The organism is Pseudacidovorax sp. NFM-22 (assembly GCF_021401245.1).
Classification (GTDB): domain Bacteria; phylum Pseudomonadota; class Gammaproteobacteria; order Burkholderiales; family Burkholderiaceae_C; genus Xenophilus.
Genome location: NZ_JACBFY010000007.1, coordinates 199,990 through 215,140 on the forward strand (window position 1 = coordinate 199,990; position 15,151 = coordinate 215,140).

15 protein-coding genes are annotated in these 15,151 nt (G+C 71.8%); 12 read left to right on the forward strand and 3 right to left on the reverse strand.

Annotated elements, in window-relative coordinates; translation table 11 throughout:
• Positions 1 to 3: 3 nt before the first annotated feature.
• From L0984_RS23840 to L0984_RS23850, 3 genes are all read right to left on the reverse strand, one after another.
• The gene (locus tag L0984_RS23840) at positions 4 to 1,890 is read right to left on the reverse strand and encodes a glycoside hydrolase family 15 protein (protein WP_370646165.1); all 1,887 of its coding nucleotides are present in this window, start codon (positions 1,888 to 1,890) and stop codon (positions 4 to 6) included.
• A 35-nt stretch (positions 1,891 to 1,925) separates the two neighbouring features.
• Complete coding sequence (gene fabG / locus L0984_RS23845) at positions 1,926 to 2,711, reverse strand: 3-oxoacyl-ACP reductase FabG (protein WP_234196830.1); 786 nt, start codon at positions 2,709 to 2,711, stop codon at positions 1,926 to 1,928.
• 237 nt (positions 2,712 to 2,948) lie between these two features.
• Positions 2,949 to 3,116: a hypothetical protein gene (locus L0984_RS23850; protein WP_234196831.1), complete on the reverse strand. Its 168-nt coding sequence runs from the start codon at positions 3,114 to 3,116 to the stop codon at positions 2,949 to 2,951.
• A 210-nt stretch (positions 3,117 to 3,326) separates the two neighbouring features.
• Here L0984_RS23850 and L0984_RS23855 point away from each other — a divergent pair, with 210 nt between their 5' ends.
• From L0984_RS23855 to L0984_RS23910, 12 genes are all read left to right on the forward strand, one after another.
• On the forward strand, positions 3,327 to 3,548 hold the full coding sequence (locus L0984_RS23855; RefSeq protein WP_234196832.1) for a DUF3606 domain-containing protein: 222 nt from the start codon (positions 3,327 to 3,329) through the stop codon (positions 3,546 to 3,548).
• A 93-nt stretch (positions 3,549 to 3,641) separates the two neighbouring features.
• The gene (locus L0984_RS23860; protein WP_234196833.1) at positions 3,642 to 4,838 is read left to right on the forward strand and encodes a CaiB/BaiF CoA transferase family protein; all 1,197 of its coding nucleotides are present in this window, start codon (positions 3,642 to 3,644) and stop codon (positions 4,836 to 4,838) included.
• Between the two features lie 70 nt (positions 4,839 to 4,908).
• A complete protein-coding gene (locus L0984_RS23865; protein WP_234196834.1) occupies positions 4,909 to 5,985 on the forward strand; it encodes an AraC family transcriptional regulator in 1,077 nt (358 codons plus the stop codon).
• A 124-nt stretch (positions 5,986 to 6,109) separates the two neighbouring features.
• On the forward strand, positions 6,110 to 7,309 hold the full coding sequence (locus L0984_RS23870) for a lipid-transfer protein (protein ID WP_234196835.1): 1,200 nt from the start codon (positions 6,110 to 6,112) through the stop codon (positions 7,307 to 7,309).
• Positions 7,306 to 7,749 (forward strand): MaoC family dehydratase N-terminal domain-containing protein, encoded by a 444-nt coding sequence (locus L0984_RS23875; RefSeq protein ID WP_234196836.1) that lies wholly within the window; start codon positions 7,306 to 7,308, stop codon positions 7,747 to 7,749. The genes L0984_RS23870 and L0984_RS23875 overlap by 4 nt, the downstream gene beginning before the upstream one ends.
• Positions 7,742 to 8,203, forward strand: coding sequence for a MaoC family dehydratase (locus L0984_RS23880; protein ID WP_234196837.1), 462 nt, complete (start codon positions 7,742 to 7,744; stop codon positions 8,201 to 8,203). The genes L0984_RS23875 and L0984_RS23880 overlap by 8 nt, the downstream gene beginning before the upstream one ends.
• Positions 8,204 to 8,248: 45 nt before the next feature.
• A complete protein-coding gene (locus L0984_RS23885; RefSeq protein WP_234196838.1) occupies positions 8,249 to 9,076 on the forward strand; it encodes an SDR family NAD(P)-dependent oxidoreductase in 828 nt (275 codons plus the stop codon).
• Positions 9,077 to 9,098: 22 nt separating this feature from the next.
• The gene (locus tag L0984_RS23890) at positions 9,099 to 10,250 is read left to right on the forward strand and encodes an acyl-CoA dehydrogenase family protein (RefSeq protein ID WP_234196839.1); all 1,152 of its coding nucleotides are present in this window, start codon (positions 9,099 to 9,101) and stop codon (positions 10,248 to 10,250) included.
• A gap of 63 nt (positions 10,251 to 10,313) precedes the next feature.
• Positions 10,314 to 12,014 (forward strand): long-chain-fatty-acid--CoA ligase, encoded by a 1,701-nt coding sequence (locus L0984_RS23895; protein ID WP_234196840.1) that lies wholly within the window; start codon positions 10,314 to 10,316, stop codon positions 12,012 to 12,014.
• Positions 12,011 to 12,817, forward strand: coding sequence for an enoyl-CoA hydratase/isomerase family protein (locus tag L0984_RS23900; protein ID WP_234196841.1), 807 nt, complete (start codon positions 12,011 to 12,013; stop codon positions 12,815 to 12,817). The genes L0984_RS23895 and L0984_RS23900 overlap by 4 nt, the downstream gene beginning before the upstream one ends.
• A 79-nt stretch (positions 12,818 to 12,896) precedes the next feature.
• The gene (locus L0984_RS23905) at positions 12,897 to 14,051 is read left to right on the forward strand and encodes an acyl-CoA dehydrogenase family protein (protein WP_234196842.1); all 1,155 of its coding nucleotides are present in this window, start codon (positions 12,897 to 12,899) and stop codon (positions 14,049 to 14,051) included.
• A gap of 45 nt (positions 14,052 to 14,096) precedes the next feature.
• Positions 14,097 to 15,092 carry a Bug family tripartite tricarboxylate transporter substrate binding protein gene (locus L0984_RS23910; protein WP_370646177.1) on the forward strand — a complete coding sequence of 332 codons (996 nt, stop codon included), beginning with the start codon at positions 14,097 to 14,099 and terminating at the stop codon, positions 15,090 to 15,092.
• Positions 15,093 to 15,151 lie beyond the last annotated feature (59 nt).

The window sequence follows — 15,151 nt, forward strand, 5'->3', positions numbered from 1 at the left end:
AGCTCAGGCGCCGCGAGGCCGCTCGCCGCCAGCCGGCCGCCGCGGCGCCTCGCGCCCGGCCCGTTGCCGCGCCGGTCCGTGCGCGGTGGCCAGGTTGTGCGCCGTGTTGATCAGCCCGATGTGCGAAAAGGCCTGCGGAAAGTTGCCCAGTTGCCGACCGGCCTGCATGTCGTATTCCTCCGAAAGCAGGCCGACATCGTTGCACAGGCCGAGCAGGCGGTCGAAGAGGACGGCGGCGTCGTGGTGCCGTCCCGCCAGCACATAGGCGTCGGCCAGCCAGAAGCTGCAGGCCAGGAAGGCGCCTTCCCGACCGCCCACGCCATCGTCCGTGGCGCCAGTCGAATAGCGCTGGACCAGCCCGTCCTGCATCAGCCCGCGCTCGATGGCGGCGATGGTGCCGGCCACGCGCGAGTCCGTGGCCGGCAGGAAGCCCACCTGCGGCATCAGCAGCAGGCCCGCATCCAGGCTCTGGCCGCCGTAGTACTGCACAAAGCTGTCGAGCTTCGCGTCGAAGCCGTGCGCGCAGATGTCCGCATGGATGGCGTCGCGCACCTCGCGCCAGTGCTCGACGGGGCCGTCCCGGCCATGGTGTTCCACGGCAGCGACGGCGCGGTCGAAGGCCACCCAGGCCATCAGGCGCGAATGGGTGTACGCCCGAGGCGGGCCGCGCGTCTCCCAGATGCCCTGGTCCGGTTCGCGCCAGACCTTCTCCAGGTGCACCAGCAGGGCCTTCTGCATGGCCCAGCCCTCGGCATTGGGCTGCAGCTCGGCGCACCGGGCGGCATGCAGCGTGTCCATGAGCTCGCCATACACGTCGATCTGCATCTGGCCCGCGGCGCCGTTGCCCACGCGCACCGGCCGGCTGCCTTCGAAGCCAGGCAGCCAGGGCAGCTCGTACTCGGGCAACCATCGCTCGCCGCCAATGCCGTACATGATCTGCAGCTGGTTCGGGGAGCCAGCCACCGCGCGCATCAGCCACTGGCGCCAGTGCTGCGCCTCCTCGCGATAGCCGGCATTGAGCAGCGCATACAGCGTGAGCGCGGAGTCGCGCACCCAGCAGTAGCGATAGTCCCAGTTGCGTGTGCCGCCGATGGCCTCGGGCAGCGAGGTGGTGGGCGCCGCGACGATGGCGCCAGTGGGCGCATAGGTCAGCAGCTTGAGCGTGATGAGCGAGCGCACCACGGCGCCGCGCCAGGCGGGCGGCATCGGCGGCAGGGTGGCACGGCCGACCCAGTCGCGCCACCAGAGCACCGTGCGCTCCATCGACTCGTCGCGGTCCTCGACGAAATGCGGCCGGCGGTGGGAAGGGTGGTAGGCCAGCGTCATCGGCACGCGCTCGCCGGCGCGCACGGTGAAGCGCGCCTGCGTGCTCATGCCATGGCCTTCCAGCGGCAGATCGGCATGCAGTTCGATGGCATCCGGTCCCGCGACCATGCTGAGGCCATAGTCCTTGCGCTGTACCCAAGGCACGGTGCAACCATGGGCGAAGCGCACCGTGAGGTCGAGTTGCATCTCCACCTCGCCCTCGACGCCCCCCACCATCCGCACGACGTCGACATGGGCGGGGTCGTCGTCGTTGCGGGGCATGAAGTCGGTGACCGTGACCACGCCGGTGGCGGTCCGGAAGCGGGTTTCCAGCACCGCCGAGTCGGACAGGTAGCGCCGGCTCACCTGCGCGTCTGCGTCGACGGGGGCCACCTTCCAGCGACCATGGCGCTCGTCGCCCAGCAGGGCCGCGAAGCAGGCGGGCGAATCGAAGCGCGGCAGGCACAGCCAGTCGATGGCACCGTCGCGGCCGACCAGCGCCGCCGACAGCATGTTGCCGATGAGCGCGTAGTCCTCGATGCGGCGGTGCGGGACGGAAGGCTCGGCGGCTTCGCCCTCGTTCACCGCTGTGCGAGGGGTCGGGGTCGGACGCGGGCCGTTCATCCGCCGTGCGCAAAGTCGGGGTAATCGGTCATGCCGCCATCCACGAACACCGTGGTGCCCGTCATGTAGCGCGCCGCATGCGAGGCCAGCACCACCGCCATGTCGGCGATGTCCTCCGGCTCGCCCATGCGACCGAGCGGGATCTTGCGCAGCAGGTCGGCATGGCCTTCCGGGTCTTCCCACACGTCGCGGTTGATCGGCGTCCTGATGGCGCCGGGCGCCAGGCTGAGCACGCGCACGCCGTGCGGCGCAGCCTCCTGCGCCAGCGTGCGGCCCATCATGGTGAGGCCCGCCTTGCTGGCGCAGTAGGCGCTGTAGCCGCTCCAGGCGATGGTCTCGTGCACGCTGGTGGTGTTGAGGATCACGCCCGACTTCTGGGCCACCATGCGCCGCAACGCCTGGTGCGCGCACAGGAAGGCGCCCTTGAGGTTGGTGTCGATCACGCGGCCCCAGCCGTCGAGATCGGCCTCCCAGCTCAATGCATGCTCGCCATCGATGCCGGCGTTATTGACCAGCACGTCGATGCCGCCCCAGGCCTGGTCCAGCGCCGCGAACATGCCGTCGACCGCCTCGGCGTCGGCGATGTCGGCCTGCACGGTGATCGGCCGGCCCGCTGCGGTATGGCGGCAGGCGTCGGCCAGGGCTTCGGCGGCCTCGGGCTTGGAGCGGTAGTTGATGGCGACGCGGGCGCCGGCGTCGGCGAAGGCCTTGACGATGGCGGCCCCCAGGCCGGAACTGCCGCCGGTCACGAGCACGCGCTTCTGTTCGAGATGGAGGTCCATGCGAATCCCTGTTCGGCACAGCCCGCCGGTGCGGGGGCTGCGGTGCCACGTTGCTGGCACGGATTCATTGGCGCATCGGCCGGGGCCCCTTCGCGTCGGACGAGGCAGACAGCGACTGAGCGCCCGGACGGATGGTTGGCTGACGGGAAGCCTTCCCGGTCGGTGCCAGCAGGTCGATCACAGCAGAGTGGACGAGCTGAAGCAGGACGCCGGCAAGCACGCCCCGTCGATACCCGCTCAGCGCTTGGCCACCTGGACGATCAACGCGGTGGACAGCAGGATGCCCGTCACCAGCGCCGCAATGGCCAGCATGCCGCCGGGCGTCACCTCGACCCGGGCGCTGACCGAGAAGGGCCGCGTGCTCACGTTCAACACGGCGGTCTGGGGCGAGGCGGAAGAGGACACGGCAGCTCCTTGCAAAGCGAGGCAGTTTGCCAGCGGCCCGGCGGCACGCCGCGGGTGGGCGGCGCCACCCGCTGTCGGACGAGGCTTCATCCGCCCCGAGCGATCCCGAAGGCTTCAATGGCCCGCGACGCCGGGCGGCGACAGCCTACAGGCGCCACGTGTCCCACACCGCAGCATGGACCGTCAACCTTTCACCTGGAGACCCTGGACATGACCCCTTCCAACGATTCCACACGCGCCGACGGCATCGAACGCATCGACATCGAATCCCCCGAAGCCCTCGAACGCTGGGGCCGCAAGCTCGACGTCACGGCCGCCCAGCTGAAGGAGGCTGTGGCCGCCGTGGGCGACAAGGCCCCCGACGTCGAGATGCACCTCAAGGGCACGCGGGCCTCGACCAACGACGACCAGGTCGACAAGGCGGGCGGCTGAACCTCCACCCTTTCGGGGCTTGATCGTTCCTGCGAAGCCGGATGAGGCTTTGGGCCATTCCCGCGCAGCCCCGTGCTGCCTAGAGTGGCCCGCATGTGGAACGACCCCCAAGACCGACCGCAGGCCTCGCCCGCCGTCAGCGCCCAGGGCGCGCCGCTGGCAGGCGTGCGCGTGCTGGACCTGACCCGGCTGCTGCCGGGTCCCATGTGCACGCTGCATCTCGCCGACCTGGGCGCGGACGTGATCAAGATCGAGGACCTGGGCGCGGGCGACTATGCCGTGGCCGGCGTCCGTCGCCAGGTCAACCGCAACAAGCGCGGCATCCGCCTCGACCTCAAGCAGCCCGGTGGCGTTCAGACGCTGCTGCGGCTGTGCGAGCGCGCCGATGTGCTGGTCGAATCCTTCCGGCCCGGTGTCATGGACCGGCTGGGCGTGGGCGTGGCCGCCGCACAGGCGCGCAACCCCCGGCTGGTGTACTGCAGCATCACCGGCTACGGCCAGACCGGACCGATGCGCGAGGCCGCCGGCCATGACATGAACTACGCCGCGCTGACCGGCGTGGCCGAACAGATGGGCCGCGCCGGCGCGCCGCCCGCGCTGTCCAGCGTGCCGGTGGCCGACCTGCTGGGCGGCACCATGCCGGCGGTCATGGGCATCCTGGCCGCGCTCTTCGATGCGGCACGCACCGGCCGCGGCCGCCATGTGGACGTGGCCATCGCCGACGGGCTGCTGGCCCATGCCGTCATTCCCCACATGGCCGTGGCGGGCGGTGACCGGGCCCGGCCGCTGGGCACCGACAAGCTCACCGGCGCCCTGGCCTGCTACGACCACTACGCCACCGCCGATGGCCGCTGGATGGCCGTCGGCGCCCTGGAGCCCAAGTTCTGGCGGCGCTTCTGCGCCGTCATCGAGCGGCCCGACCTCGCGGACGCTCTGCCCGACCTCGACGCGCCCGGGCGCGATGCCGTCAAGGCAGAAGTCGCCGCCGTGCTGCGCCAGCACAGCCAGGCCCACTGGGCGGCGCTGTTCGCGAAGGAGGACTGCTGCGTCACGCCCGTGCTGCGGCTGGACGAGGCCCTGGCCCATCCGCAGATGCAGGCCCGCGGCATGTCCGTGGCGGCCCCGGCCGGCGACCGGCAGTTGGGCCCGCCGGTGCGCATCAGCGGGCATGACTTCGCCATCCGCTGCGATGCACCCGCGCCGGGCCAGCACACCGACGAGGTGCTGGCCGAACTGGGCTGGAGCGAGGAAGAGCGGGAGCAGCTCCGGGTCGTGGCCGCCATCGGCTGAGGCCCCATTGAGCCGCTGGTGGCTTTCGGGTACGGTCGGCGCCGGCCCGCCGCCGCCCGCGCCCCTTGCCATGCCTCCCAGCTTCGCCCGCCCCGTCCAGCACACCATCGCCATCGCGCAGGTCGACCAGATCCTGCAGGGCGCCCGCACGCGCGGGCTGGACTGCGATGCGCTGCTGCGCCGCGCGGGCATCGCGCCCACGCTGCTGGGCTCGAACCTCGCGCGCGTCACACAGGCGCAGTACGCCACGCTGGTCGTGCAGCTCACGCGCCGCATGCGCGACGAGCTCTGGGGCCTGGCCGGCCGCCCGGTGCCGCTGGGCACCTTCGCCACCGGCTGCCGCATGCTGGTGCGCTGCGAGACGCTGGGCGAGGCCCTGCGCCAGGGCGCCCGCTATGCGCACCAGGTGCTGCCCGACATCGGCGTGCATGTGCAGCGCCACGGCGGCCTGGTCACGCTGCGCATCGACACGCGGCAGCCACCGTCGGCACCGCTCGAATACGCCCAGCGCTCCTTCATGTTCTTCGCCTTCGGCGTGGCCTGCTGGCTCGTGGCGCGTCGCATCCCCCTGCAGGAGGTGGTGTACGACCGCGCGGTCAATGTGCAGCGCTCCGAGGCCTCGCGCCTGTTCCAGGCGCCCGTGAGTGCCGGCCGCGACTGGATGGGCCTGCGCTTCGAGTCGCGCTGGCTCGACCTGCCGGTGGTGCAGAGCACCGAGAGCGTGGAAGGCTTCCTGCGCAGCGTGCCGGGCGACCTGCTGGTGCGCTACCGCGACCACACCAGCCTGACCGAGCGCATCCGCCGCGTGCTGCGCCGCCACCTGCACGAGGAGCTGCCGTCGCTGGAGCAGGTGAGCGGCTCGCTCGCCATGACGCCGCAGACCCTGCGCCGGCGGCTGCAGCGCGAAGGGCAGGGCTTCCAGGCCATCAAGGACAGCCTGCGCCGCGACGTGGCGGTGGAATACCTGTCGCGGCCCGACCTCACGCTGATCGAGATCGCCGAGCGCCTGGGCTATTCGGAGGCCAGCACCTTCCACCGCGCCTTCAAGGCCTGGACGGGGCTTGCGCCCGGCGCCTACCGCGAGCGCTACCTGGCGCGGGCGCAGGACGCGGCGGCACCGTCCGCCGAGCCGCAGCTGTCGCACTGACGGCGCGGGCCGGCCACCGGGCCGGCGATGTTTTCTGCCAATCCTTTTGCGCCGATCCGCGATTGGCCGCCGGGGGTGCGCTGGCCACACTGGCGGCCATGGAGCAACGCCAGAGGAACCCCCGATGACCCGAACCGGCCGAACCGTCCACGTCGTGGGCGTGGGCATGATCCCCTTCACCAAGCCCGGCGCCAGCGAGCCCTACACCGTCATGGGCATGCGCGCCGCCCAGGCCGCCCTGCGGGACGCGGGCGTCGACTATGCCGAGGTGCAGCAGGCCTATGTGGGCTATGTCTACGGCGACTCCACCGCCGGGCAGGCCGCCATCTACGGTGTGGGCCTCACCGGCATTCCGGTGTTCAACGTCAACAACAACTGCTCCACGGGCTCCAGCGCGCTCTTCCTGGCGCGCCAGGCGGTGGAAAGCGGCATGGTCGAATGCGCCATCGCCCTGGGCTTCGAGCAGATGCAGCCCGGCGCGCTCAAGGGCGCCTGGGACGACCGTCCCTCGCCCATGGCCCGCTTCGCCGAGGCCATGACCGAACACCAGGGCTTCGATGCGGCCGCACCCCGGGCGGCGCAGTTCTTCGGCGGCGCCGGCCGCGACTACATCCGCGCGCATGGCATCCGGCCCGACACCTTCGGCCGCATCTCGGTCAAGGCGCGCCAGCATGCGGCCCGCAATCCGCTGGCCGTGTTCAGGCAGACGCTCACGCTCGAAGAGGTGATGGCGGCGCCCACGGTGTTCGATCCGCTCACGCGCTACCAGTGCTGCCCGCCCACCTGCGGCGCGGCGGCGGCCGTGGTGTGCTCGGCGGAGTTCGCCCGCAGGCACGGCTTGGACGCCAGCGTGGCAATCCGCGCCCAGGCCATGACCACCGACCGTCCCAGCACCTTCGACAGCGGCGACATGCGCCGCGTGGTCGGCTACGACATGAGCGTGGCCGCCGCCAATCAGGTCTACGAGGCCGCCGGCGTGGGCCCGGAAGACCTGGACGTGGTCGAGCTGCACGACTGCTTCACGGCCAACGAACTCATCACCTACGAAGCCCTGGGCCTCACGCCCGAGGGCACGGCCGAGCGCTTCATCCTCGACGGCGACAACACCTATGGCGGCCGGGTGGTGACCAATCCGTCGGGCGGCCTGCTGTCCAAGGGCCATCCGCTGGGCGCCACCGGCCTGGCCCAGTGCGCCGAACTGGTCTGGCAACTGCGCGGCCAGGCCGAGCAGCGGCAGGTGGAAGGCGCACGCCTGGCCCTGCAGCACAACCTGGGGCTGGGCGGCGCCTGCGTGGTCACGCTCTACGAGAAGGTCGGCGCATGATCGACCGCCAGTACATCGGCCATGCCATGCCGCCCTTCGAGGTGGACGTGGAGCCGGGCCGGCTGCGCTTCTTTGCCAAGGCCACGGGCCAGACCGACCCGGTGTATGCCGACGAGGCGGCGGCGCGCGCCGCGGGCCATCCGGGCCTGCCGGTGCCGCCCACCTTCCTGTTCTGCCTGGAGATGGAGTCGCCCGATCCGGCCGCCATCCGCAACCTGCTCGGGCTGGACTACCGCCGCCTGCTGCATGGCGAGCAGGGCTTTGCCTACCACCGGCTCGCCCATGCCGGCGACCGCCTGCGCTTTGCGCAGCGCATCGAGGACATCTACGACAAGAAGGGCGGTGCGCTGGAGTTCGTCGTGCGCCAGACCCGGGTGAGCAACCAGCGCGGCGAGCATGTGGCCGACCTGCGCAGCGTGACGGTGATGCGCCATGGCTGAAGTCCTGGCCCACACCCCGCCCGCGACCACCCGGCTCGCGCCCGCCCAGCTCGCCGGACTGCGCGTGGGCGACCGGCTGCCGCCGCTGCAGCTGCCGCCGGTCAGCCGCCTCACCCTGGCGCTGTACTGCGGCGCCTCGGGCGACCACAACCCCATCCACGTGGACAGCGACTTCGCCCGCGCCGCCGGCCAGGCCGACGTGTTCGCGCACGGCATGCTGTCCATGGCCTGGCTGGGCCGGCTGCTCACCGACTGGGTGCCGCAGCAGGCCCTGCGCCGCTTCGAGGTGCGCTTTGCCGCCATCACCCAGGTCGGCGAGGCCATCCGCTGCACCGGCGAGGTGGCCGAGATCGTCGTCGAGCTGGGCGAGCGCCGCGCGCGGCTGCTGCTGCAGACGACCAACGAGGCCGGCCAGATCAAGCTGCAGGGCGAGGCCGTTGTCGCCCTGGGCTGACCGGCCGCCCGCGCATCGCTCCCCCCAATTCCCCGAAGGAAATCCATGTCAAGAAAACTCGAAGGCAAGGTCGCCATCGTCTCGGGCTCCGGCCGCGGCATCGGCCGCGAGATCGCCCTCAAGCTCGCAGGCGAAGGCGCCCGCGTGGTCATCAACGACCTGGACGCCGGCCCGGCCGAACAGACCGTGCGCGACATCCAGGCCCGTGACGGCCAGGCCGTGGCCTGCGTCGGCAGCGTCACCGAGGCCGGCTTTGCCGAGCGCTTCGTCGCCACCGCCATCGACACCTTCGGCGGGCTCGACATCATCGTCAACAACGCCGGCTACACCTGGGACAACGTGGTGCAGAAGATGAGCGACGAGCAGTGGGAGGCCATGCTCGCCGTGCACCTGACGGCGCCCTTCCGCGTGCTGCGTGCGGCCTCGGACTTCATCCGCGACGCCGCCCGCCGCGAGGCCGAGGAAGGCCGGCCGGTACACCGCAAGGTGGTCAACATCTCGTCGGTGTCGGGCGTCTACGGCAATGCCGGCCAGGCCAACTACGCCGCCGCCAAGGCCGGCATCAACGGCCTGACCAAGGCCCTGGCCAAGGAATGGGGCCGCTACCGCGTCAACGTCAACAGCGTGGCCTTCGGCCTCATCATGACGCGCCTGACCGAAGCCGCTGCCGGCAGCGACGCAAGCATCGACATCGCCGGCCGGCAGATCCGGGTGGGCGTGAATCCGCAGATCCTCAAGTCCATCGAGCAGACCATTCCGCTCGGCCGCGGCGGCACGCCCGAGGAGGCCGCGGGCGCCGTCTACCTGCTGTGCATTCCCGAGTCCGACTTCGTCAGCGGCCAGGTGCTGGTCTGCGGCGGCGGCAAGCCCTGAGCGGGCGTGAGCGAAGGCGACCATGGAAAGCATCCTCACCTATCCGCGCCAGGTCTTCCGCGAAGACCATGAACTGCTGCGCCAGACCGTGCGCCGCTTCCTGGACGGCGAATGCCGCCCCCGCCAGGCCGAGTGGGACCGCGAGGGCCGCGTGGACCGCGAGACCTGGCTCAAGGCCGGCCGCGAGGGCCTGCTGTGCCCCACGCTCGACAGCGCCTGGGGCGGCGGCGGCGGGGACTTCGGCCATGCGGCCGTGATCGTCGAGGAGATCGGCCGCTCGGGCATCTCGGGCCTGGGCTTCGGCCTGCACTCCGACGTGGTGGCGCCGTACATCGCGCGGCTGGGCACCGAGGCGCAGAAGGCGCGCTGGCTGCCCGGCTGCGTGAGCGGCGAGACCATCCTGGCCATCGCCATGAGCGAGCCCGGCGCCGGCAGCGACCTGCGCGCCATCCGCACCACGGCCCGGCGCGAGGGCGACGACTACGTCATCAACGGCAGCAAGACCTTCATCTCCAACGGCCTGAACTGCGACCTGGTGGTCGTGGTCGCCAAGACCGCGCCCGACCTCGGCGGCAAGGGCGTCTCGCTGCTGCTGGTGGAGGCCGACCGGCCGGGCTTCCGGCGCGGGCGCAAGCTCGACAAGATGGGGCAGGAGGCCGCCGACACGGCCGAGCTCTTCTTCGAGGACATGCGCGTGCCCGCCGGCAACCTGCTGGGCGAGGAGAACAAGGGCCTGGGCTACCTCATGCAGGAGCTGGCCCAGGAGCGCTTCGTCATCGCGCTCGGCGCGGCGGCCAAGCTGGAGGCCATGTACGAGGAGACGGTGCGCTACACCCGCGAGCGCATCGTCTTCGGCAAGCCGCTGCTGGACATGCAGAACACCCGGTTTGCGCTGGCCGGCATCCGCACCCGCGCGACGGCGGTGCGCATGATGGTCGACCAGTACCTGGCGGAACACCTGCGCCGCCGGCTGACGCTGGACGAGGCCGCCATGGCCAAGCTCTTCGCCACCGAGGAGCTGGGCCGCGCGCTCGACGAGATGCTGCAGCTGTACGGCGGCTACGGCTACATGATGGACTACCCGATCTGCCGGGCCTTCGTCGACTCGCGCGTGATGCGCATCTACGGCGGCACCAGCGAGGTGATGAAGGAGCTCATCGCCCGCAACCTGTGACCGCCCCGTGATCCCACCCGCCGCCCCGGTGCAGGGCGGCGCGCATCAACGGAGACAACGCCGATGCCCTCGCCCCCCCGTCCCTTCTGGCCCCGTGGCGTGCCCGCCGACGTGCGGGTGCCGCAGGTGCCGCTCACGCATTACCTGCAGACCGCCGCCGAGCGCTGGCCCGACAAGCCGGCCATCGTGTTCGCCGGCAGCACGCTGGACTACGCCGGCCTCTGGCAGCGCAGTTGCGCGCTGGCCGGCCATCTGGCGCAGCGCCTGGGCGTGCGGCCGGGCGACCGCGTGTTGCTCGTGGCACAGAACTGCCCTCAGTTCGTCGTCGCCACCTTCGGCATCCAGCGCGCCGGCGCGGCCGTGGTGCCGGTCAACCCGATGAGCACGGCGCCCGAGCTGGCCCACTATGCCCGCGACAGCGGGGCACGGGTCGCCATCTGCGCGCAGGAACTGCTCGGGCCGGTGCAGCAGGCCGTGGCCGACGGCCTGCTCGATGCGGTGCTCGTGCTGGCCTATGCCGATGCGCTCACGGGCAGCGGCGCCTCGACGCAGGCCGAGGCCGTGCAGGGCGTGCCGGCGCTGGCCGAGGCACGCCGCCCGCTGCCCGACGGGCCCTACCACGGCTTCGAGGCCGCCATCGCCGAAGGCCTGGCACCGCCGCCCGCGCATGCCGATGTCCATGCGCTGGCCGCGCTGCCCTACACCTCGGGCACCACCGGCGCACCCAAGGGCTGCCGGCATTCGCATGCCACGCTGCTGGCCTCCAACCTGGCCTCGCAGGTGTGGCGCGGGCTGCACTCGGAATCGGTCTTCCTGTGCGTGGCGCCGCTGTTCCACATGCTGGGCATGCAGAACGGCATGAACCTGCCCATCACGCTGGGCGCCACCGTGGTCATGATGCCCCGCTGGAACGCGGCCCAGGCCGTGGCCCTGGTGGCCCGCCACCGCGTGAGCGTGTGGGCCGCACCGCCGGCCATGGTGATGGACTTCTTCGCCCAGCCCGAGGCCGCCACGGCCGACCTGGGCAGCCTGTCGATGCTCTCGGGCGGCGGCGCCGCCATGCCCGAGGCCGTGGCCGCCATGCTGCAGGCGCGCTTCGGCCTGGCCTACAACGAGGCCTATGGGCTGACGGAGACGGCGGCCTTCCTGCATGCCAACCCCGTGGACCGCGGCAAGCGCCAGTGCCTGGGACTGCCCACGCAGGGTGTGCATTCGCTGGTGGTCGACCCGGAATCGCTCGCGCCGCTGCCGCCCGGCGAGGTGGGCGAGCTGGTCACGCGCGGCCCGCAGCTCATGCTGGGCTACTGGCGCCAGCCCGAGGCCGATGCCCAGGCCTTCGTCACCATCGACGGCCAGCGCTACCTGCGCACCGGCGACCTTGCGCATGTGGACGAGGAGGGCTACTTCTTCATGCGCGACCGCCTCAAGCGCATGATCAACGCCAGCGGCTTCAAGGTCTGGCCGGCCGAGGTCGAGGCCATGCTCTACGAGCACGAGGCCGTGCTGGAGGCCTGCGTGGTCGGCGTGCCCGACCCGCGCCGTGGCGAGACGGTGCGGGCGCTCGTGGTGGCGCGGCCCGGCCACACGCTCGCCGAGGCCGGCCTGCTCGACTGGTGCCGCACGCGCATGTCGGCCTACAAGGTGCCGCGCAGCGTGCGCTTCCTGCCCGCGCTGCCGCGCTCGGCCACCGGCAAGGTCGCCTGGCGCGCCCTGCAGGAGGCCGAAGCCCGCGCGGCCCTCGTTCCCACCCAGGAGGCCGCATGACGGCATCGCCAGAAGCCCGGCGCATGGTGCGCCTGGAGGTGCGCGAACAGGTCGCCACCCTCACCCTCGACTGTCCCGAGAAGCGCAATGCCTTCGACCTGGTGCTGCGCGACGAGCTGGCCGAGGCGGTGCGCACGGTACGGCGCGACCGCGACATCCGCGCCGTGGTGCTCACCGGCGCAGGCGGCCACTTCTGCGCCGGCGGCGACCTGCGCAACATCGGCAGCCTGCAGATCGACAGCGGCCAGTGGCGCGAGCGCCTGGGCAACGTGCACGAATGGCTGCGCGACCTGCTCACGCTCGACCGTCCGGTGGTCGCCGCCGTCGACGGCGCCGCGGCCGGGGCGGGCTTCAGCCTGGCGCTGGCGGCGGACTTCGTGATCGCCACGCCGCGCGCCTGGTTCTGCATGTCCTTCATCAAGGTCGGGCTGGTGCCGGACGTGGGCGCCTTCCACACGCTGCCGCGCGTGGTGGGCGTGCAGCGGGCGCGCGAGCTGATGCTCTCGGGCCGCGACGTGCGCGCCGACGAGGCCCTGCGCCTGGGCATCGTGAGCGAGCTGCATGCGCCGGAGGCACTGCTGCCGCGCGCCTGGGCCATCGCGCGCAGCTTCACCGGCGCATCGCCCACGGCCGTGGGCCTGATCAAGCGCGCACTGGCCGAGGGCGCGCCCTCGCTGGCCCAGGCGCTCGACGCCGAGGCCAATGCCCAGGCCGTGGCGGCCGGCACGCCCGCCCACCGCGAGGCCGTGGCCGCCTTCCTGGACAAGCGCCCGCTGCCCTTCAGCTGGCCGCCCGCGGCCTGACACCGCGCACGCCGCTCGTCGCCGCGGGGCCCGCGGCGGGGCGGCTGCATCCCTGCCTTCTTGAACGAGGAACGACCGCATGATCCGAGACCCCGACACCCTGGCGCAGCTGCTGGACAGCGTGAACCGCTTCGTGCGCGAGCGCCTGGTGCCCGCCGAGGCCGAGGTGGCCGAGACCGACGAGATCCCGCCTGCCCTGGTGCAGGAGATGAAGGCCCTGGGCCTGTTCGGCCTGACCGTGCCCGAGGAATACGGCGGCCTGGGCCTGACCATGGAGGAGGAGACCGAGGTCATGCTGGCCATGGGCCAGACCTCGCCCTGCTTCCGCTCGCTGTTCGGCACCACCGTGGGCATCGGCTCGCAGGGCATCGTCTTCGACGGCACGGCCGAGCAGAAGGCCCGCTACCTGCCCAGCCTGGCCACCGGCGAGCTGATCGCCTCCTTCGCCCTGACCGAGCCCGAGGCCGGCTCGGACGCTGCCTCGCTGCGCACCACGGCCATCCGCGATGGGGACCATTACGTGGTCAACGGCACCAAGCGCTACATCACCAACGCGCCGCATGCGGGGCTGTTCACGCTCATGGCCCGCACCGACCCGGCCGACAAGGGCGCGGGCGGCGTGTCGGCCTTCATCGTGGAGCGCGGCACGCCCGGCATCACCATCGGCAAGCCCGACCGCAAGATGGGCCACCGCGGCGCGCACACCGCCGACGTGATCTTCGACAACTGCCGCGTGCCCGCCGGCCAGCTCATCGGCGGGCGGGAAGGGCAGGGCTTCAAGACGGCCATGAAGGTGCTGGAGAAGGGCCGCATCCACATCGCCGCCATCTGCGTGGGCGTGGCCGAGCGCATGCTGCGCGACGCCCTGGCCTATGCCATGGACCGGCGCCAGTTCGGCCAGCCCATCGCCGACCTCCAGCTCGTGCAGGCCATGCTGGCCGACTCGCAGGCCGAGGTGTATGCCGCCCGCTGCATGGTGCTGGACGCGGCCCGCCGTCGCGACGACGGCCGGCCCGTGGCCGTCGAGGCCTCCTGCGCCAAGATGTTCGCCTCGGAGATGTGCGGCCGCGTGGCCGACCGGGCCGTGCAGATCTTCGGCGGCGCAGGCTACATGGCCGAGTACGGCATCGAGCGCTTCTACCGCGACGTGCGCCTCTTCCGCATCTACGAGGGCACCACGCAGATCCAGCAGATGGTCATCGCGCGCAACATGGTGCGCCAGGCCGCGCGCTGAGCCGCTTCCCGCATCCACCACGAAGACCCCAGGAGACACACCATGATGCGCATTGCACGCCGTTCGCTGCTCGGGCTGGCCCTCGCCGGCACCACGGGCGCGCTTGGCCTGGCCGGCTCACTGCCGGCCGCGGCTGAGGCCTCGCCCGCCTATCCCGATCCCAACCGGCCCATCCGCATGGTGGTGCCCTATCCGGCGGGCGGCGCCACCGACGTGCTCGCACGCCTGGTGGCGCAGAAGCTGGGCGAGGCCTGGAAGGTGCCGGTGGTGGTGGACAACCGCCCCGGCGCCAGCGGCACCCTCGGCGCGCAGCTGGTGGCGCGTGCCACGCCCGACGGCCACACGGTGCTCTTCAGCATCGTGGCGCTGGTGCAGCAGATCCCGCTCATGAACCTGCCCTACGACCCGCTCAAGGACTTCGTGCCGGTGACGCGCGTGGCCCTGAGCCCCAGCATCCTGGCCGTGCCGCGCAGCACGCCGGCCTCGAACGTGCGCGAGTTCGTGGAGCTGGTGAAGGCGCAGCCGGGCAAGTACAGCTATGGCTCCTACGGGGCGGGCAGTTCGTCGCACATCCAGGGGTCGCTGCTGAACCTGCAGGGCGGCCTGGACATGGTGCACGTGCCCTACCAGGGCGGCGCCCCGCTGGTCAACGCCATGATGGGCGGGCAGCTGTCGGCCGCCTTCGTGGACGCTGGCTCGTCGCGGCCGCACCTGCCCAAGTTCAAGCTGCTGGCCATCACCGGCACGCAGCGTGTGAGCTGGCTGCCCGACGTGCCCACCTTCAAGGAGCAGGGCTTCACCGGCTTCGAGCCGCTGGGCTGGTTCGGCATGCTGATGCCGGCGGGCACGCCCCAGCCGGTGGTGCAGAAGTTCTCGGCCGAGTCGCTGCGCATCCTGGCCCTGCCCGACGTGCGCGAGAAGATCGAGGCGCTGGGCCTGGTGCCCGCCGGCGACACGCCCGCCGAATTCGCCGCCGTGCTGCGCAGCGATGCCGCGGCCTATGCGGCCATCATCCGGGACGCGCAGATCCGGTTGAACTGAACCGAAGAAGACCGGCCTGCGGCAGACGGCGCGACGCGGGCCGCATCGCGCCACAGCCC